This window comes from Rhodococcus wratislaviensis (genome assembly GCF_900455735.1).
Lineage (GTDB): Bacteria > Actinomycetota > Actinomycetes > Mycobacteriales > Mycobacteriaceae > Rhodococcus_F > Rhodococcus_F wratislaviensis.
Genome location: NZ_UAUI01000003.1, coordinates 73,245 through 90,448 on the forward strand (window position 1 = coordinate 73,245; position 17,204 = coordinate 90,448).

General features: G+C 68.6%; 17 protein-coding genes. 11 read left to right on the forward strand and 6 right to left on the reverse strand.

Annotation, left to right across the window (positions count from 1 at the left end; translation table 11 throughout):
* The first annotated feature begins 20 nt into the window (after window positions 1-20).
* From DTA22_RS07665 to ilvA, 4 genes are all read left to right on the forward strand, one after another.
* On the forward strand, window positions 21-1,406 hold the full coding sequence (locus DTA22_RS07665) for a cystathionine beta-synthase (protein WP_005255744.1): 1,386 nt from the start codon (window positions 21-23) through the stop codon (window positions 1,404-1,406).
* Between the two features lie 104 nt (window positions 1,407-1,510).
* On the forward strand, window positions 1,511-2,044 hold the full coding sequence (locus tag DTA22_RS07670) for a hypothetical protein (protein WP_112299088.1): 534 nt from the start codon (window positions 1,511-1,513) through the stop codon (window positions 2,042-2,044).
* Between the two features lie 21 nt (window positions 2,045-2,065).
* Window positions 2,066-3,238, forward strand: coding sequence for a cystathionine gamma-synthase (locus tag DTA22_RS07675; protein ID WP_037231489.1), 1,173 nt, complete (start codon window positions 2,066-2,068; stop codon window positions 3,236-3,238).
* Window positions 3,239-3,312: 74 nt separating this feature from the next.
* Window positions 3,313-4,545: a threonine ammonia-lyase gene (gene ilvA, locus DTA22_RS07680; protein ID WP_037231491.1), complete on the forward strand. Its 1,233-nt coding sequence runs from the start codon at window positions 3,313-3,315 to the stop codon at window positions 4,543-4,545.
* A gap of 6 nt (window positions 4,546-4,551) precedes the next feature.
* On the opposite strand, the gene DTA22_RS07685 is transcribed toward ilvA, so the two are convergent.
* Window positions 4,552-5,322 (reverse strand): FAD:protein FMN transferase, encoded by a 771-nt coding sequence (locus DTA22_RS07685; protein ID WP_037231494.1) that lies wholly within the window; start codon window positions 5,320-5,322, stop codon window positions 4,552-4,554.
* 25 nt (window positions 5,323-5,347) lie between these two features.
* The gene (locus DTA22_RS07690) at window positions 5,348-5,539 is read right to left on the reverse strand and encodes a hypothetical protein (RefSeq protein ID WP_009479096.1); all 192 of its coding nucleotides are present in this window, start codon (window positions 5,537-5,539) and stop codon (window positions 5,348-5,350) included.
* Window positions 5,540-5,803: 264 nt separating this feature from the next.
* Here DTA22_RS07690 and DTA22_RS07695 point away from each other — a divergent pair, with 264 nt between their 5' ends.
* Window positions 5,804-7,153 carry a C40 family peptidase gene (locus tag DTA22_RS07695; RefSeq protein WP_112299089.1) on the forward strand — a complete coding sequence of 450 codons (1,350 nt, stop codon included), beginning with the start codon at window positions 5,804-5,806 and terminating at the stop codon, window positions 7,151-7,153.
* An 80-nt stretch (window positions 7,154-7,233) separates the two neighbouring features.
* On the opposite strand, the gene greA is transcribed toward DTA22_RS07695, so the two are convergent.
* Complete coding sequence (gene greA, locus DTA22_RS07700) at window positions 7,234-7,728, reverse strand: transcription elongation factor GreA (RefSeq protein WP_005238978.1); 495 nt, start codon at window positions 7,726-7,728, stop codon at window positions 7,234-7,236.
* Between the two features lie 227 nt (window positions 7,729-7,955).
* Window positions 7,956-8,381 (reverse strand): DUF4307 domain-containing protein, encoded by a 426-nt coding sequence (locus DTA22_RS07705; protein ID WP_112299090.1) that lies wholly within the window; start codon window positions 8,379-8,381, stop codon window positions 7,956-7,958.
* Between the two features lie 191 nt (window positions 8,382-8,572).
* On the opposite strand from DTA22_RS07705, the gene mca reads away from it, so the two are divergent.
* The 3 genes from mca to DTA22_RS07720 are packed head-to-tail and all read left to right on the forward strand — an operon-like array spanning window position 8,573 to window position 11,801.
* Window positions 8,573-9,451 carry a mycothiol conjugate amidase Mca gene (mca, locus tag DTA22_RS07710; RefSeq protein ID WP_037231689.1) on the forward strand — a complete coding sequence of 293 codons (879 nt, stop codon included), beginning with the start codon at window positions 8,573-8,575 and terminating at the stop codon, window positions 9,449-9,451.
* Complete coding sequence (locus tag DTA22_RS07715) at window positions 9,448-9,768, forward strand: hypothetical protein (protein ID WP_025432157.1); 321 nt, start codon at window positions 9,448-9,450, stop codon at window positions 9,766-9,768. The genes mca and DTA22_RS07715 overlap by 4 nt, the downstream gene beginning before the upstream one ends.
* Before the next feature lie 17 nt (window positions 9,769-9,785).
* Window positions 9,786-11,801 carry a thioredoxin domain-containing protein gene (locus DTA22_RS07720; protein WP_112299091.1) on the forward strand — a complete coding sequence of 672 codons (2,016 nt, stop codon included), beginning with the start codon at window positions 9,786-9,788 and terminating at the stop codon, window positions 11,799-11,801.
* A gap of 6 nt (window positions 11,802-11,807) precedes the next feature.
* On the opposite strand, the gene trhA is transcribed toward DTA22_RS07720, so the two are convergent.
* A complete protein-coding gene (gene trhA / locus DTA22_RS07725; RefSeq protein WP_009479104.1) occupies window positions 11,808-12,476 on the reverse strand; it encodes a PAQR family membrane homeostasis protein TrhA in 669 nt (222 codons plus the stop codon).
* 161 nt (window positions 12,477-12,637) lie between these two features.
* On the opposite strand from trhA, the gene DTA22_RS07730 reads away from it, so the two are divergent.
* The gene (locus DTA22_RS07730) at window positions 12,638-13,405 is read left to right on the forward strand and encodes an isoprenyl transferase (RefSeq protein WP_112299092.1); all 768 of its coding nucleotides are present in this window, start codon (window positions 12,638-12,640) and stop codon (window positions 13,403-13,405) included.
* A gap of 41 nt (window positions 13,406-13,446) precedes the next feature.
* Here DTA22_RS07730 and coaA read toward each other — a convergent pair whose 3' ends face one another.
* Window positions 13,447-14,379, reverse strand: a complete 933-nt coding sequence (gene coaA / locus DTA22_RS07735; RefSeq protein WP_005253716.1) for a type I pantothenate kinase — start codon at window positions 14,377-14,379, stop codon at window positions 13,447-13,449.
* A gap of 169 nt (window positions 14,380-14,548) precedes the next feature.
* On the opposite strand from coaA, the gene DTA22_RS07740 reads away from it, so the two are divergent.
* Window positions 14,549-15,769, forward strand: coding sequence for a DUF885 domain-containing protein (locus DTA22_RS07740; protein ID WP_112299093.1), 1,221 nt, complete (start codon window positions 14,549-14,551; stop codon window positions 15,767-15,769).
* A gap of 66 nt (window positions 15,770-15,835) precedes the next feature.
* Entirely contained in the window at window positions 15,836-17,131 is a 1,296-nt protein-coding gene (gene glyA / locus DTA22_RS07745; RefSeq protein WP_112299094.1) for a serine hydroxymethyltransferase, read from the forward strand.
* Window positions 17,132-17,204: the final 73 nt, after the last annotated feature.

The window sequence follows — 17,204 nt, forward strand, 5'->3', positions numbered from 1 at the left end:
GCATCTGGGAGCATGGAGGCATGCGCATCGCGGAACACGTCGTCGACCTGATCGGCAACACCCCTCTCGTCAAGCTCTCTTCTGTCATCGGGGAGAACCACGGGACCGTTGCAGCCAAGATCGAATACCTCAACCCGGGTGGAAGCTCGAAGGACCGCATCGCGGTCAAGATGATCGACGCCGCGGAGGCGTCCGGTGAGCTGAAGCCGGGTGGGACCATCGTCGAGCCCACGTCCGGCAACACCGGCATCGGCCTTGCCCTGGTGGCCCAGAAGCGCGGATACAAGTGCGTGTTCGTCTGCCCCGACAAGGTCAGCGAAGACAAGCGGAACGTTCTCAAGGCCTACGGCGCCGAGGTCGTGGTGTGCCCCACCGCGGTCGCGCCCGAGCATCCGGACAGCTACTACAGCGTCTCCGACCGGCTCGCACGCGAGCTCCCCGGCGGCTGGAAGCCCAACCAGTACTCCAACCCGGGCGGCCCGCAGAGCCACTACGAGACCACCGGCCCCGAGATCTGGGCCGACACCGACGGAAAGATCACCCACTTCGTCGCGGGTGTCGGCACCGGTGGCACCATCACCGGCACCGGCCGCTACCTCAAGGAGGTGTCCGGCGGCAAGGTCAAGGTCATCGGCGCCGACCCCGAGGGTTCCGTGTACTCGGGCGGCACCGGTCGCCCGTACCTGGTCGAGGGCGTCGGCGAGGACTTCTGGCCGAGCGCCTACGACCCGTCCATCCCCGACGAGATCATCGCCGTGTCCGACGCCGACTCCTTCGAGATGACCCGTCGTCTCGCCCGCGAAGAGGGCCTGCTGGTCGGCGGCTCCTGCGGCATGGCCGTCGTCGCCGCACTCGAGGTCGCCAAGCGTGAGGGCCCCGACGCCGTCATCGTCGTCCTGCTGCCCGACGGTGGCCGCGGATACCTGTCGAAGATCTTCAACGACAAGTGGATGGCGTCCTACGGCTTCCTCCGCACGCCGCTCGACGGCAAGCCCGACGAGAAGACCGTCGGCGATGTGCTGCGCGGCAAGTCCGGCGAACTCCCGGACCTCGTCCACACCCACCCGTCCGAGACGCTGCGCGACGCCATCGAGATCCTCCGCGAGTACGGGGTGTCGCAGATGCCCGTCGTCGGTGCGGAGCCGCCCGTCATGGCCGGTGAAGTGGCGGGCAGCGTCACCGAGCGCGACCTGCTCAGTGCCGTGTTCGAGGGACGCGCACACCTCGCGGACCCGGTCGAGAAGCACATGAGCAAGCCGTTCCCGCTCATCGGTTCCGGTGAGCCCGTGTCGGCCGCCACCAAGGCGCTCGGCGACACCGACGCCCTGATGGTCGTCGACGACGGCAAGCCCGCCGGAGTCATCACCCGCCACGACCTTCTCGGTTTCCTCAGCGCGGGCTCCTAGACGACACGTCGAGGGCCGGGCACGACAACACTGGTCCCCGCTGCGCACGGAACGTACGGTGCACAGCGGGGGACCGGTCCGGTGTCCGTGAGGGGGAAATCACAGTGAGTGCTCGTCTACGTCGTGTCCTGGTGGTCCCGGTCGCCCTGCTCGGGTTGGCGGCCGCCGGATGCGGGAACAGCATCGAGGGCGCCGCCGTCGCACAGTCGGGGTCGTCGCCCGTGGGATCGGTGTCCTCGGGCACCTCGTCTTCGGACGCGTCCGAAGACTGCGCCGCACTCACGAAGGCACTCGGCCGGCTGGTGTCGGACCGGCCGCATCTCACCGAGGCCGTCCTGCCCGGATCGACCGATCCGACGTGCTCGTGGTCCAAGGGGCCGACCAACGTGATGAGCACCATCACCGCTTCGGTGAAGCCGCAGGTGACGGATCCTGCCGTCCTCGTCGAGATGCGGAACGGGACGAACGTCGTCCCGGATACCCGTTCCGCCGAGTTCGGCGGGGTGGTTCTCGACGTCGTGGCCATGGCGCTGCTCACCCCGGAACACAGCATCATCGTCAACGCGCTCGACCCCTCCGTCAGCGACGCGACCAAGCTCGACATCGCCTTCGCCATCGCGGAGTATCTGGAGAATTAGGTCCCCACTAGGCTGGGGGCCATGAGTGAGCAGCGCAGCAAAGCGGACAACATCAGCTGGCAGGGGTTCTCCACCAAGGCCGTGCACGCAGGATTCGACCCGGACCCGCAGACGGGCGCCGTCAACGTCCCGATCTACGCCAGTTCGACGTTCGCGCAGGACGGCGTCGGCGGCATGCGTAACGGATTCGAATACGCCCGCACCGGCAACCCCACCCGACGACCGCTCGAGGCCAACCTCGCCGCCCTCGAGTCGGGCACGTACGGTCGCGCCTTCGGCTCGGGCATGGCCGCCACCGACTGCCTGCTCCGTGCCGCGCTCCGCCCCGGCGACCACCTCGTCATCCCGAACGACGCCTACGGCGGAACGTTCCGCCTGATCGACAAGGTCTTCACCCAGTGGGGCATCGAGTACACGCCCGCCGCGGTGTCGGACGTGGACGCGGTCCGGGCCGCGATCCGGCCCAACACCAAGCTCGTGTGGGTCGAGACGCCCACCAACCCGCTCCTCAACATCGGTGACATCGAGGCACTGTCCGACGTGGCACACGACGCCGGCGCGAAGATCGTCGTCGACAACACGTTCGCCTCGCCGTACCTGCAGCAGCCGCTGCAGCTCGGCGCCGACATCGCGCTGCACTCGACCACCAAATACATCGGCGGACACTCCGACGTCGTCGGCGGCGCACTCGTCACCAACGACGAGGAACTCGACACGGCCTTCGCGTTCCTGCAGAACGGTGCAGGCGCGGTTCCCGGGCCCTTCGACGCGTTCCTCACGCTCCGCGGCATCAAGACCCTCTCCCTGCGCATGGAGCGGCACAGCGACAACGCCGAGAAGGTCGTCGAACTGCTCACCGGGCACCCCGCGGTGTCGCAGGTCATCTACCCCGGACTCGAGTCGCACCCCGGCCACAAGGTCGCGGAGAAGCAGATGCGCCGCTTCGGCGGCATGATCTCGGTCCGCCTCGCCGGCGGCAAGCAGGCCGCGCTGGACTTCTGCTCGCGCACCGAGATCTTCACGCTGGCCGAGTCGCTCGGCGGCGTCGAGTCGCTGATCGAGCACCCGGGCGCCATGACCCACGCCTCGACCGCCGGTTCGCTGCTCGAGGTCCCGGACGACCTGGTGCGGCTGTCCGTCGGCATCGAGGATGCCGCCGACCTCGTGGGCGACATCGAGCAGGCGCTGAAGTAGCAGGCGGCTCCGCCGCCCGTGAGTAGTTGACGAGTCTCTGGACTCCTTAACCACTCACGGGCGCGGAGCGCCCTATGCTGGCCCGCGTGGAGCCTGTCACGCTGGATCAGATCAGAGCAGCTCGTAAGCTGCTGGACCCCGTCATGCGCCGGACGCCGGTGATCGCGTCCCGGGCGCTGTCGGAACGATGCGGGCACGTCGTGACGCTGAAGTGCGAAAATCTGCAGCGCACAGGGTCTTTCAAACCCCGTGGTGCATACAACCGGATCGCGAATCTGTCGGTCGCCGAACGGGCCTGCGGGGTCGTGGCGGCCAGCGCGGGCAATCACGCGCAGGGCGTGGCCTGGGCGGCCACCGAACTGGGCATCCCGTCCACCGTGTTCATGCCCACCGGCGCGCCCCTGCCGAAACTCGTCGCCACCAAGGCCTACGGCGCCACCGTCCACTTGACCGGCGACACCGTGGACGACGCGCTCGTCGCCGCGAAGGAGTTCGCGGACGAGACCGGCGCCGTCCTCATCCATCCCTTCGATCACGTCGACATCGTCGCCGGGCAGGGGACCGTGGGGCTCGAGATCCTCGAGCAGGAACCCGACGTCGGCACCCTCGTCGTCCCGACCGGCGGTGGTGGGCTGATCGCGGGCATCGCCGCGGCGGTGAAGGCCACCCGGCCCGACGTGCGGATCGTCGGCGTCCAGGCCGAGCAGGCGGCCGCCTGGCCACGTTCGCTGGCCGAGGGCCGCCCGATTCCGCTGGAGACCATGTCGACCATGGCCGACGGCATCGCGGTCGGCCGGCCCGGCGACGTGCCGTTCGCGCACGTCGGCTCGCAGGTCGACGCCATCGTCACGGTCAGTGAGGACGCTCTGTCCCGGGCGCTGCTCCTGTGCCTCGAACGCGCGAAGCTCATCGTGGAGCCTGCGGGCGCGGCGGCGGTGGCCGCGCTGATCAGCTGCTCGACGGAAGAGCTGGGACTCACCGGTAAGGTGTGCGCGGTGCTGTCCGGCGGCAACATCGACCCGTTGCTGCTCACGCACGTCGTCAATCACGGTCTCCGGGCGGCCGGACGGTATCTCGGTGTGCACGTGACCATTCCGGACCGACCGGGTGGTTTGGTCAGCCTCCTCGGCGTGATCAGCGGCAACGGCGCCAGCGTCGTGGACGTCGTTCACTCCCGCACCGGCGGCGCGCTCGCGCTCGACGAGGTGGAGGTGTTCCTCACCGTCGAGACCCGTGGTCCCGGCCACCGGCAGGATCTCCTCGACGCCCTGCGTGACGCCCAGTACGCGGTTCGCCTGCAGGAGTAGCCGGATCTAGCTCGGCCATCCGCCGAGGGTGATGACCCGGAACTCCTGATCCACCAGCCGGGCCGGCAGTTCGAGGGTGGTGAGCCAGTCGATCGCACCGCCGCCCATGCCGACCGCCGCCGTACTCGACGCGTGCGCGGTGGTGCATGACTCGGCCACCACGGACACTGTCCGCCACAGCGAGATCGAGTCGGGGTGGAGGGGCTTGACGGTGCTGGCGGTCGCGACGGCCGCACCCGACGGGATCGACACCTGGCAGGTGGGGTCGCCCGGCAGGTCCTGTACCTGGACCTGCCAGCCGCCCGGTGGCGTGGTCCCGGCGGTGGCGATGTCTCCGCCGAGCGCCACCAGGACGCCACACCCGAGCAGCTCGGCTGTCGTCGACGCGCAGTGGTCGGCGGAACTCGCCCGTGCGGTGGCCGTCAGGTCGAGCTCCACACCGGACGGGAGCGTGACCTCGGTGCCGTCGACGGTGATCGACCGCCACGACTGGGGTGCCGGGGCCGACGCAGTGGGGTCGAGTGCGCCCTCCGTGGTGCGTGCGGCGGCGAGGGCGTCGGTGAGGAACCGCGCGAACATCGGTGTGACCGTGTTCGGGCCCGCGTCGAGCGAGCGGATCTCGGCGTCCGCGCGGTCCCGGTTGACGGCGGCATCGGCGGCCGCGAGGTAACCGCGGATCAGGTTCGACGCCGAGCTCAGGGCGTCGGGGTCGGTGACGACGATGCGTGCGTGCACACCCCAGGTGGACCATTCGGTTGCGCTGCGTGCACTGGTCATGTGGTGGATCTCCGGTCGCGGGATCTCAGGAACCGCTGGACACGGCGTCCGGCGCGCCGAATCCTGCCGAGACGAGGGGCGCTGCCACCGTCGAATCGGGGGTCGCGGGGTCCGCTGCTGCCGCCATGCCGCCACCGGCGACCAGTCCGGCGATTCCGGCTGCCGCGAGGACGCGGCGAACGGGAAGCAGGCGGGAAATCCGTCGGTCTTCACTCATGCCGACCAGCTTCCCCGAAGAACCTTAGAACAACCTGGGAAGAATCTGTCTCTCGTCGTGGAGTGCGCAGGAGTGCAGCGCACGCCCGGCGAGTCGCCCGCAGTCCTGCGCAGTCCGCCCCGACAAACGCGATTCGCCAGGTGCCGCTCTGCCGCAGGTCACGGTAGGAAACGGATCAATCCCGCAGAATCGCCTCGCATCTGCTGTGCCCCGTCGTAACGTGAACTCACTCGGTTAGGTGCACCGAGGAGGAGGAGCGCACGTATGTCAGTTGATGCAGCGGCGATCATCGTGGCGATCACCACCGCAGCGGGGGCCATCGTTCAGGGAGCGGACATACCGCAGCCGGTGAAAGATCAAGCAGCAGAAGCAATTCAGGTGGTCGAGCAGGCCTCACCCGACGTTCAGAAACAAGTAAACGACGCGATATCGACCCTCCCGGAACCGGCCCGCGTGCAGGCCGAGCAGATGGTGGCGCAGGCCTCGGATGTGGTGAAGCAGGCAACCGACCCCTACATTCCGCCGCCGCCCGCCGTCGAGGCGGCACCGCCTCCTGCCCCGGTTCCCCCACTGGCACTCCCGGACACGCCGCTCGACCAACCCCCCGCGATGAGCGCCCCCGACGTCGGAACGGCGATCGGGGGCCTTGCCGCTCTGCCGGGGGTCCCGGCCCTGATCAGCGGACTCGGATCGCTGATCCCGTCCGTCCCCGCCGGTTTCCCCGGGGTGTCGCTCGCGCCGGTCGGTGCCATCGCCGTCTTCGCGCCGTGGATCCGCAAGGCCGGGTCGCTGTGCGAGGGCATCAAGCCGCCGACGCTGGCGGCCCTGTACTCGGTCGAGAACGGTTTCCGCTACGGCGCGACCTCACCCGTGTCCCGGGCAGGAGCCCGCGGTCCCGGTCAGTTCATGCCCCCTGCCTGGGCCAAATACGGCAAGGACGCGGACGGTGACGGCAAGGTCGACATCAACGGTGTCGCCGACCCGATGATGGCGTCCGGTCAGATGCTGTGCGACCTGTTCGGGCAGATCGAGGGGTGGAAGAAGGAGGGTGTGGTCAAGGGCGACACCCTCGACCTCACGATCGCCGCCTACAACGCCGGGGCGGGTGCGGTCCGGACCGCCGGTGGCATGCCCGCCGGAAAGTTCGACTACGAGCACGAAACGCAGCCGTACGTCGCACGGATCCGATCGCTGGAGGAATCGTTCGCGCGGATGCTGTCGCCGTTCTTCTACGGTGCTGCTGCGGGTGACACGAGCCGCGTCGTCGAAGCGGCCATGCGGTTCATCGGTCTGCCGTACGTGTGGGGTGGCGGCAACATCAACGGACCGTCCGGCGGCGGTTTCGACTGCTCGGGTCTGACGTCGTTCGCCGTGTACGCCGCAACCGGCGTCACACTGCCCCGCACGTCGGAAACGCAGTGGAAAGTCGGTGTGGAGGTGCCGCTGTCGCAGGCCAGGCCCGGAGACCTGCTGTTCGGCAACTGGCAGTCGGGTGGTCCGGGACACGTGGCGATCTACGTCGGAAACGGCCAGATGCTGCACGCCCCGACGACGGGCGACGTGGTGCGCATCGGTCCCGTGTTCGCCGACATGAAGGCCCGCAGGGTCTTCTGATTCCACGCACAGGCGTCGATGCAGAAAACTCCGGCCCGGGCGCTGGGCCCGGACCGGAGTTTTCGGCGGTGGATCCGAGATCAGCTGTGGTACGGCTCCGCGCTGACGAGCGTCACCTTCATGCTGCTGCCGTTGGGCAGCGTGTATTCGCGGGTTTCGCCGACCTTCGCCTCGAGCAGTGCGCCACCCAGCGGGGAGTTGGGGGAGTAGACCTCGAGCTTGTTGTCGCGTGCACCCTCTTCGCGGGTGGCGATCAGGAACGTCTCGGTGTCCTTCTCGTCGCCGTCGTAGTACACCTTCACCACGGAACCGGGCAGTGCGACACCGGACTGGGTGGGCGCTTCGCCGACCTTCGCGCTGTTCAGGAGTTCCTGAAGCTGGCGGATGCGTGCCTCCTGCTGACCCTGCTCTTCGCGGGCCGCGTGGTAGCCACCGTTCTCCTTCAGATCGCCCTCTTCGCGACGCTCGTTGATCTCGGCGGCGATGACCGGACGATTGGCAATGAGCTGGTCGAGTTCGCTCTTGAGCCTGTCATGTGACTCCTGGGTCAGCCAGGTCACCTGGGTCTCGGTCATCTCGATCACTCCCTCGTAGTTGGAGCCGCCGGGCTCCCTCGACAGACCACTGCAACAGCAGTGATCAACGGCTCGGCGCAATGCGACGGCCGGGGCCGTTCGTTTTCCGCCTTGCCGCCAATGCAGCAATACACGGTTCCAAACCGGAACCGTGTACCAGGCGATTCTAGCACGATCGGGGAGCGCAAACCCCTAATAACCCGAACGGTCGCTCGGGTGTGCTGGTCTCAGCCGCCGGTCAGATAGGCGGGAACGTCCAGGCTGCAGCCGTAGATGTCGCCCATCGCGGGCGGGCGCGACGTGAAGACGGGGGCGGTGACTTTCACCGTCTGGTCTTCGCCGCCGGCGATGTAGACCTCGCGGCGGCCGGTCTCGGAACCGTCCTTGGAGCGGGAGCGGACGATGCAGACCGCCGCCTGGGACGGATCCTCACGGGTGACGGTGAACGTGATGTCCAGCTGCGAGTCGCTCACCAGATCGAACGACGTGGCTTCACTGTCGATCTCGGAGACGGCGAACTTGTTGTATGCGACGACCGCCACGATCACGCCCACGACCACGACCGCCGCGGAAAGGGCCCACACGAGCCAGCGCTTCGGGCGCGCAGGCTTTGCCGCGGCTGTGTATCGGCCCGGGGGAAGCGTTCTCGTCATCTCTCAACTCTCGTACCGCTCCGGTTCCACGTAACTCACAGCACTCGAGCGGGGGCACGGCTGCAAGCGGAACTCTCGGGTGGAACTATAGAGGACGTGCGTCAGTGCGCCGTCAGCGATGGCGGAGGGCGAGAGCGTGCGACACGGACAAGCCGGCAACGGCTACTGGCGAAGTTGAGGTGAACGAATACGTGAGCGGATTCCGGCTCATGGCCGTCCATGCCCATCCCGACGACGAGTCGAGCAAGGGTGCCGCGACAACGGCCCGTTACGCCGCAGAGGGCAACGAAGTGAAGGTCGTGACGTTGACCGGGGGTGAACGTGGCGACATCCTCAACCCCGCGATGGACGTGCCCGGGGTGCGTGACCGCATCCACGAGGTCCGCATCGAGGAGATGGCCGAGGCGGCGCGCATCCTCGGAGTCCAGCACCAGTGGATGGGATTCGTCGACTCCGGTCTACCCGAGGGCGACCCGAAACCGCCGCTGCCGGAGGGCTGCTTCGCGCTCGTTCCGCTCGAGGAGTCGACCGAGGCACTGGTGCGTGCAATCCGCGAGTTCCGTCCGCACGTCATGACCACGTACGACGAGAACGGCGGCTACCCGCACCCCGATCACATCCGTTGCCATGAGGTGTCGATGGCCGCGTACGAGGCCGCTGCCGACCCGGAGCGGTTCCCCGACGCCGGGGAACCGTGGAAGGTGCAGAAGGTCTACTACTCGCACGGCTTCATCCGGAAGCGTCTGCTGCAGTTCCAGGAGGAGTACGACCGCCGCGGCGAAGAGTTCCCGATGGCCGAGTGGCTCAAGAAGTGGAAGACCGAGCAGGGCGACCTGATGGCACGCGTCACCACCCAGATCACGTGCGGCGACTACTTCCCGCAGCGCGACGACGCGTTGCGGGCCCACGCGACGCAGATCGACCCGAACGGCTCGTTCTTCGCGGTTCCGCTCGAGATTCAGCAGAAGATCTGGCCGACCGAGGAATTCGAGCTCGCCAAGACCCGCGTCACCACCTCCATCCCGGAGAACGACCTGTTCGCGGGCATCCATGAGGACGGACAGCAGTGAATGCGTTGACGGTGAGCATTGTGGCCGGCGCGGCGGACGTCCTGGCGCAGACGCCGAGCACCCCGTCCGGTCCCGAGTTCGGCAAGGCGTCGCCCATCGGCCTCGTCGTCATTCTCGCGCTGCTCGCGGGTGTGGTGCTGCTGGTGCGGTCGATGAACAAGAAGCTCAAGAACCTGCCCGAGACGTTCGAGCCGGAGCACCCCGAACCGGACCAGGAAGTGGACGAGGGCACCGACCGCGGCGCGATCCACGGTGGCGGGCCGAGCAGCACCGAACCGCCGAAGCCCACGGACACCCCGCCGAACCTGCAGAAGTAGTCGAACAGGAGCTGGACATGGACCCGCGCGCACAGAACACACTCGGTGGGTCCACCAGCCCCTATCTGCGACAGCACGCCGAGAACCCCGTGCACTGGCAGCAGTGGGGTCCGGAGGCGACCGAGTGGGCGCGCGAGCGGGACGTTCCGATCCTGTTGTCGATCGGATACTCGGCGTGCCACTGGTGCCATGTGATGGCCCACGAGTCCTTCGAGGACGAGGCGGTGGCGTCGCTGATGAACGAGCATTTCGTGTGCGTCAAGGTGGACCGCGAGGAGCGTCCCGATCTCGATGCCGTGTACATGAACGCCACGGTCGCGATGACCGGCCAGGGTGGCTGGCCGATGACGTGCTTCCTCACGCCCGGCGGCGCCCCGTTCTACTGCGGCACCTACTACCCGGCCGAGCCGCGTGGCGGCATGCCGTCCTTCACCCAGCTGCTGAGTGCCATCGCCGACACGTGGCGGGACCGCCGCGGTGACGTCGACGACGCGGCCGCCTCCGTGGTCGCCGAGCTGCGGCGGGGAGCCGGCGGCATCCCCGAGGGCGATGTCCGGGTGGACGCGGCCCTGCTCGACGCGGCCGCCGGAGCCGTGCTGCGGGACGAGGACGCCGACCGCGGCGGGTTCGGGGGAGCCCCCAAGTTTCCGCCGTCCGCGCTGATGGAAGGCCTGCTGCGCACGTACGAGCGGTCCGGCGACGACGACGTGCTCGGTGTCGTGGCGCGGACGGCGTCGGCGATGGCGCGCGGCGGCATCTGCGACCAGCTCGGCGGCGGTTTCGCCCGGTACTCGGTCGACGCCGCGTGGGTGGTGCCGCACTTCGAGAAGATGCTCTACGACAACGCCCAGCTGCTGCGCGCCTACGCGCACCTGGGCCGGCGCACGGGCTCGGACCTGGCCGTCCGTGTCACCGAGGAGACCGTCGAGTTCCTGCTGCGCGATCTGCGCACCGACAACGGGTCGTTCGCGTCCGCCCTCGACGCCGATACCGAGGGCGTCGAGGGACTCACGTACGTGTGGACCCCCGAGCAGCTCGTCGAGGTTCTCGGTCCCGAGGACGGGGAGTGGGCGGCCCGGGTGTTCGCGGTGACCGCGGACGGCACGTTCGAGGCAGGCACGTCCGTCCTGCAGCTTCCGCGCGATCCGGACGACTGGGACCGCTGGCGCCGGATCCGGGACACGCTGCTCGCCCGGCGTGCGACGCGGCCGCAGCCGGGGCGCGACGACAAGGTGGTCACCGCCTGGAACGGCCTCACGATCACCGCGCTCGCCGAGGCCGGCGCCGGGCTCGGCAGGCCGGAGTGGGTGGCCGCCGCCGCGGACTGCGCGCGTGCGGTCCTGGGATTGCACGTCGTCGACGGGCGCCTGCGGAGGGCGTCCCTGGGAGCGTCGGTGGGCGAATCGGCCGGGGTGCTCGAGGACTACGCCTGCCTGGCGACGGGCCTCCTCGCGTTGTATCAGGCGACCGGCGACAGCGAGTGGCTGACGCACGCGCGGGCGCTGCTGGACCGCGCCCTCATCCATTTCGCCGACGACGAGCGGCCGGGCAGCTGGTTCGACACCGCCGACGACGCCGAGTCCCTGGTGACCCGTCCCCGCGACCCGGTCGACGGTGCGACGCCGTCCGGGGCGTCGTGTCTGGTCGAGGCGCTGCTCACCGCGGCCGCGGTGGCCGACGGGGAGGCGTCGGGACGTTATGCGACCGCGGCCGCCGAATCGCTCGACCGGGTGGCCCTGCTGCTGGAGCGGGCACCGCGATCGGCCGGGCACTGGCTCGCAGTGGCGGAGGCGTCGGTGCGCGGCCCGATCCAGGTGGCCGTGGCAACCGACGGCGATCCCGTCCTGCTCCGGGAGGCGCGCAGACTCGCGCCCGGCGGTGCCGTCGTGGTCGGCGGCGAACCGGACTCGTCCCCGCTTCTCGCCGACCGGCCGCTGGTCGGCGGCGCGTCCGCGGCGTACGTCTGCCGTGGGTTCGTGTGCGACCGCCCGGTGTCGACGGTCGAGGATCTCGGTGCCGCGTTGAGCCGGTAGTCCGGCCTACCGGAACACCACCAGCCACACGGCGATGTAGTGACACAGCGCGGCGATGACGGTGGCGGCGTGGAAGAACTCGTGATGCCCGAACGTGGTGGGCCAGGGGTTGGGCCACTTGGTGGCGTAGAGGATCGCGCCGACCGAGTAGAGGATGCCGCCGATCAGCAGCAGCACCATCGGGACGACGCCGACCTCGTGCGTCAGTTCGGGGGCTACCGGAACGATGGCCCAGCCGAGCAGCAGGTAGAGCGGCACTCCGACCCAGCGCGGTGCCGTCGGCCACAGCATTTTCAGCGCGACCCCGGCGAGCGCTCCCGCCCACACGACGATCAGCAGCGTCCGGCCGGTGTCGGGCGGAAGTCCCAGCACCGCGAACGGGGTGTAGCTGCCGGCGATGAACAGGAAGATCATCGAATGGTCCGCGCGCTTCATCCACGTGCGGGCCGAGACGGTGTTCCAGTGGATGCGGTGGTAGGTGGCGCTGACCCCGAACACACCGCACACCGTGAGGCTGTAGACGGCAGTGGCGAGCGCCGCTTCCCCGGACACCTGGGTGCCCGACAGCGTGACGAGGACGATGCCGGCGATCACGGAGACGCCGAACGCCCACAGGTGGATCCACCCTCGCAGTCGGGGCTTGACGGGCAATTCGTCGAGGCCGAAAGCGGTCACTGAACACCTCTTCTCGCTGTGCGTGGCACTAACCTACGCAACCGTAGGTTAGCTTGTGGTGAGAGCGTACCCGTCGGTAGCAGGAAGTCGTGCGCTGTGTGACGGCCGTCGCGGATCACCTTCGGCTGCGGCGTAGTCTTGCGTGTCATGGTGATCTCCAGGTGAGTGCGCGAGGACTGCTGTACAGCATCTACGAGCGTCGGCTACTCAAGCGGCTCGACGGTCTACAGCACCCTCGGCACATTGCCGTGATGTGCGACGGCAACCGGCGGTGGGCCCGGGAGAACGGCTTCGAGGACGTCAGCCACGGCCACCGCATGGGCGCCCTGAAGATTTCCGAGATGCTCGGCTGGTGCGACGCCGCGGGCATCGAGATGGCCACCATCTACCTGCTGTCCACCGAGAACCTGCGCCGCGACCCGGAGGAACTCGACACCCTGCTCGAGATCATCACGGACGTCGTCGAGGAGATCTCCGGCCCGGACAAGAATTGGAGCGTCAAGATCGTCGGCGCCCTCGACCTCCTGCCCGCCGAACAGTCGCGGCGTCTGCGCGACGCGGCCGCCGGGACCGAGGGTCGCACCGGGACCCACGTCAACGTCGCGATCGGGTACGGCGGCCGTCAGGAGATCGCCGACGCCGTGCAGTCGCTGCTCAGTGAGAAGCTCCTCGCGGGACTGTCGGGGGACGCACTCGTGAAATCGATCACAGTCGACGGCATCGACGGACACCTCTACACGTCCGGCCAGCCCGACCCCGACCTCGTGATCCGCACGTCGGGGGAGCAGCGGCTGTCGGGGTTCCTGCTGTGGCAGAGCGCCTACTCGGAGATCTGGTTCACGGAGGCGTACTGGCCCGAGTTCCGCCGCGTCGACTTCCTCCGCGCGCTCCGCGACTACGCCGCCCGGCACCGCCGCTTCGGCGTCTGACGTGAGTGGCGAAGCGTGCCGGAACGCACTTCGCCACTCACCTACAGCTTCCGCAGCCGCAGCCGGTTGATCGAATGATTGGCGTCCTTGCGCAGCACGAGCGTGGCGCGCGGACGCGTCGGCAGGATGTTCTCCACGAGGTTCGGCCGGTTGATGTTGTGCCAGATCTCCTGAGCGGCAGCCGTCGCGTCCCGGTCGGACAGCCCGGCGTAGTGGTGGAAGTGCGCGTCGGGGTCGGAGAACGACGTCTTCCGCAGCGCGAGAAAACGCTGGATGTACCAGTTCTCGATGTCCTCGATGCGGGCGTCGACGTAGATCGAGAAGTCGAACAGGTCCGACACCATCAGCCGCGGACCGGTCTGCAGCACGTTGAGACCCTCGATGATGAGGATGTCGGGCTGCCGGATCAGGTGGTACTGGCCCGGGATGATGTCGTACGAGATGTGTGAATAGACAGGCGCGGCCACCTCTTCGGCCCCCGACTTCACCTCGGTGACGAACCGGAGCAGCTTGCGGCGGTCGTAACTCTCGGGAAAGCCCTTGCGGTGCATGATCCCGCGGCGGTTCAGCTCGGCCGTCTGGTAGAGGAAGCCGTCCGTCGTCACCAGGTCGACGCGCGGGTGGTGCTCCCAGCGCGCGAGGAGGGCCTGGAGGACACGGGCGGTGGTGGACTTGCCGACCGCGACACTGCCTGCGACGCCGATCACGAACGGCACCTGCTGGTCGGGGTGCTTCTCGCCGAGGAACGTCGCGGTCGCGGCGAACAGTCGCTGCCTCGCCGCGACCTGCAGGTGGATGAGACGCGACAGCGGCAGGTACACCTCCGCGACCTCTTCGAGGTCGATCTGCTCGCCGAGGCCCCGCAGCCCGTACAGCTCTTCCTCGGTGAGGACGAGTGGCGTCGACTTACGCAGTGTGCGCCACTGCTTCCGGTCGAATTCGACGTACGGACTGGACTCGCTCGTCCGCGCCATCAGTTCCGCTCACACTCGGGTACACGGGGGAGTGAGCGGTCCATGCCCAGAATCTCTGCCGTCGTCGTTGCGCTGGCGAGTAGCGGTTGCATAGTCGGATTGTGCTTGGTGCCACAGGCTGCGCTGTCGGCGGGTCGGGCAGACGCGTCTGCGACTAAGGTCGGACGGCATGGAATCCGTTTCGTTCGTACGCGAATACTTGCTGCTCGGGCTGGGTTTCGACCGGCTGGAGGAAGGATTCGTCGACGCGTATACCGGCGATCCCGCGCTGCGCAGGCAGGTGGAGAACGCGCCGAAGCCCGATCCGCGCGACCTCGCGCGCACGGCGGCGAACCTCCGCGCGGAACTGCCGTCGGCGAGTCTGTCCGAGGAACGGGCCCGGTTCCTCGACGTCCATCTCCGTGCCCTCGAATGCTCGGGGCGCAAGTTCGCGGGTGACGACGTCGGCTTCGTCGACGAGGTCGAGGCGTACTTCGACGTCCGCATCGAACGCGGCGACGAGGAGCAGTACCGGGAGGCGCACCGGAAGATGGACGCCGTGCTGCCCGGAACGGGCCCGCTCGCCGAACGCATCCGGGCCCACCGCGCGAAGGACGCGATCCCCGCGGAGCGGTTGCAGGAATGCGTCGACGCCTTCTCGAGCGCCCTGCGCGACCTCGTGCGGGAGCACTACGCACTGCCCGACTCGGAGGTCGTCGAGTACGAGGTGGTGGGCGACAAGCCGTGGTCGGGGTTCAACTACTACCTCGGCGACTACCGTTCCCGGGTCGCGATCAACTCCGACCTCGAGCAGCACATGTCGAACCTGCCGCGCCTGATCGCCCACGAGTCGTACCCGGGCCACCACACCGAGCACTGCCGCAAGGAAGCCGGACTGGTCGGGTCGGGACAGCTCGAGCAGACGTTGTTCGTCGTCAACACCCCGCAGTGCCTGATGGCCGAGGGCCTCGCGGATCTCGCGCTCGAATCGATCGTCGGGTCCGACTGGGGGCTGTGGGCGCAGGAAATCTACGCCGACCTCGGCCTCCGATTCGACGGTGAGCAGGCACAACGCCTGTCCGGGGCGTCCGGGCAGCTGCTCGGTGTGCGGCAGGACGCCGCGATGATGCTGCACGACGAGGGTCGAAGCCACGACGACGTCGCGGCGTTCCTGCAGCGGTGGAGCCTGTCGACCCCCGAGCGTGCCCGGCAGTCGCTGCGCTTCCTGTCGTCGCCACTGTGGCGGGCGTACACCAGCACCTATGTGGAGGGGTACCGCCTGCTCGGTGGCTGGCTGGCCGAGGTGCCCGTCGGCGCGGAGCGGTCGGAGCGGTTCCGTCGACTGCTCGACGAGCCGCTTGTTCCCAGCGTCCTGCGTGCCGGTGAGGGGTACCTCACCGCGGGCGGTTAGGAAGTCCTCACGGGTACTTCGTAGACTGGGAGCATTCGTTTCCGCATCCAGCTTGGAGATCCCTCGATGACCGCTGTGCCCGGTACCGACGTCAACACGGCCCCCCTCGCCGAACTCGACCCCGAAGTCGCCCAGGCCATGGCAGGTGAGCTGGCCCGTCAGCGCGACACGCTGGAGATGATCGCCTCGGAGAACTTCGTTCCCCGCGCGGTTCTCCAGGCGCAGGGCAGCGTCCTCACCAACAAGTACGCCGAGGGATACCCGGGTCGCCGCTACTACGGCGGTTGCGAGCACGTCGACGTCATCGAGGACCTCGCCCGCGCCCGCGCGAAGGAACTGTTCGGCGCCGACTTCGCGAACGTCCAGCCGCACTCCGGCGCACAGGCCAACGCGGCGGTCCTGATGGCCCTGATGAACCCCGGCGAGAAGCTCCTCGGCCTCGACCTTGCGCATGGCGGCCACCTCACGCACGGCATGAAGCTGAACTTCTCCGGCAAGCTCTACGACGTCGAGTCGTACGGGGTCAGCAAGGAAGACCACCGCATCGACATGGACGAGGTCCGCAAGATCGCCGTCGCCGCGCAGCCGAAGGTCATGGTCGCCGGCTGGTCCGCGTACCCGCGTCACGAGGACTTCGCCGCGTTCCGTTCGATCGCCGACGAGGTCGGCGCGTACCTGTGGGTCGACATGGCGCACTTCGCGGGCCTGGTGGCGGCCGGGCTGCACCCGTCGCCCGTTCCCTACGCCGACGTCGTGTCCAGCACCGTTCACAAGACGCTCGGCGGGCCGCGCTCCGGCCTGATCCTCGCCAAGCAGGAGTGGGCGAAGAAGCTCAACTCCGCCGTCTTCCCCGGCCAGCAGGGCGGGCCGCTGATGCACGCCATCGCCGCCAAGGCCGTCTCCTTGAAGATCGCGGGCACCGAGGAGTTCAAGGACCGTCAGCAGCGCACCCTGACCGGCGCGAAGATCCTCGCCGAGCGTCTGACCGGCGCGGATGTCGTCGACAAGGGTGTCAGCGTTCTCACCGGCGGCACCGACGTGCACCTCGTGCTCGTCGACCTGCGCAACTCGCAGCTCGACGGCCAGCAGGGTGAGGACCTTCTCCACGAGGTCGGCATCACCGTCAACCGCAACGCGGTGCCGTTCGACCCGCGCCCGCCGATGGTCACGTCCGGCCTGCGGATCGGCACGGCGGCGCTCGCGTCGCGTGGGTTCGGGGACGAGCAGTTCACCGAGGTCGCCGACATCATCGGCACCGCGCTCGCCGGATCGTCCGACGTCGAGACGCTGAAGTCCCGCGTATCGAAGCTCGCCGCCGACTTCCCGCTGTACGAGGGTCTCGAGGACTGGCGCCTGATCTAGGCGGCTCCGCCGCCCGTGCGTGGCCTGCGAGTGCAGGGACTCGTTAACCACGCACGGGCGCCGCAGGCGCCTC

Excerpts from the sequence above, each read along its gene's own strand:
- DTA22_RS07665 (WP_005255744.1), top strand. The coding sequence starts at position 21 with ATGCGCATCGCGGAACACGTCGTCGACCTGATCGGCAACACCCCTCTC.
- DTA22_RS07675 (WP_037231489.1), top strand. The coding sequence starts at position 2,066 with ATGAGTGAGCAGCGCAGCAAAGCGGACAACATCAGCTGGCAGGGGTTC.
- ilvA (WP_037231491.1), top strand. The coding sequence starts at position 3,313 with ATGCTGGCCCGCGTGGAGCCTGTCACGCTGGATCAGATCAGAGCAGCT.
- DTA22_RS07685 (WP_037231494.1), bottom strand. The coding sequence starts at position 5,322 with ATGACCAGTGCACGCAGCGCAACCGAATGGTCCACCTGGGGTGTGCAC.
- DTA22_RS07690 (WP_009479096.1), bottom strand. The coding sequence starts at position 5,539 with ATGAGTGAAGACCGACGGATTTCCCGCCTGCTTCCCGTTCGCCGCGTC.
- DTA22_RS07695 (WP_112299089.1), top strand. The coding sequence starts at position 5,804 with ATGTCAGTTGATGCAGCGGCGATCATCGTGGCGATCACCACCGCAGCG.
- greA (WP_005238978.1), bottom strand. The coding sequence starts at position 7,728 with ATGACCGAGACCCAGGTGACCTGGCTGACCCAGGAGTCACATGACAGG.
- DTA22_RS07705 (WP_112299090.1), bottom strand. The coding sequence starts at position 8,381 with ATGACGAGAACGCTTCCCCCGGGCCGATACACAGCCGCGGCAAAGCCT.
- DTA22_RS07720 (WP_112299091.1), top strand. The coding sequence starts at position 9,786 with ATGGACCCGCGCGCACAGAACACACTCGGTGGGTCCACCAGCCCCTAT.
- coaA (WP_005253716.1), bottom strand. The coding sequence starts at position 14,379 with ATGGCGCGGACGAGCGAGTCCAGTCCGTACGTCGAATTCGACCGGAAG.
- DTA22_RS07740 (WP_112299093.1), top strand. The coding sequence starts at position 14,549 with ATGGAATCCGTTTCGTTCGTACGCGAATACTTGCTGCTCGGGCTGGGT.
- glyA (WP_112299094.1), top strand. The coding sequence starts at position 15,836 with ATGACCGCTGTGCCCGGTACCGACGTCAACACGGCCCCCCTCGCCGAA.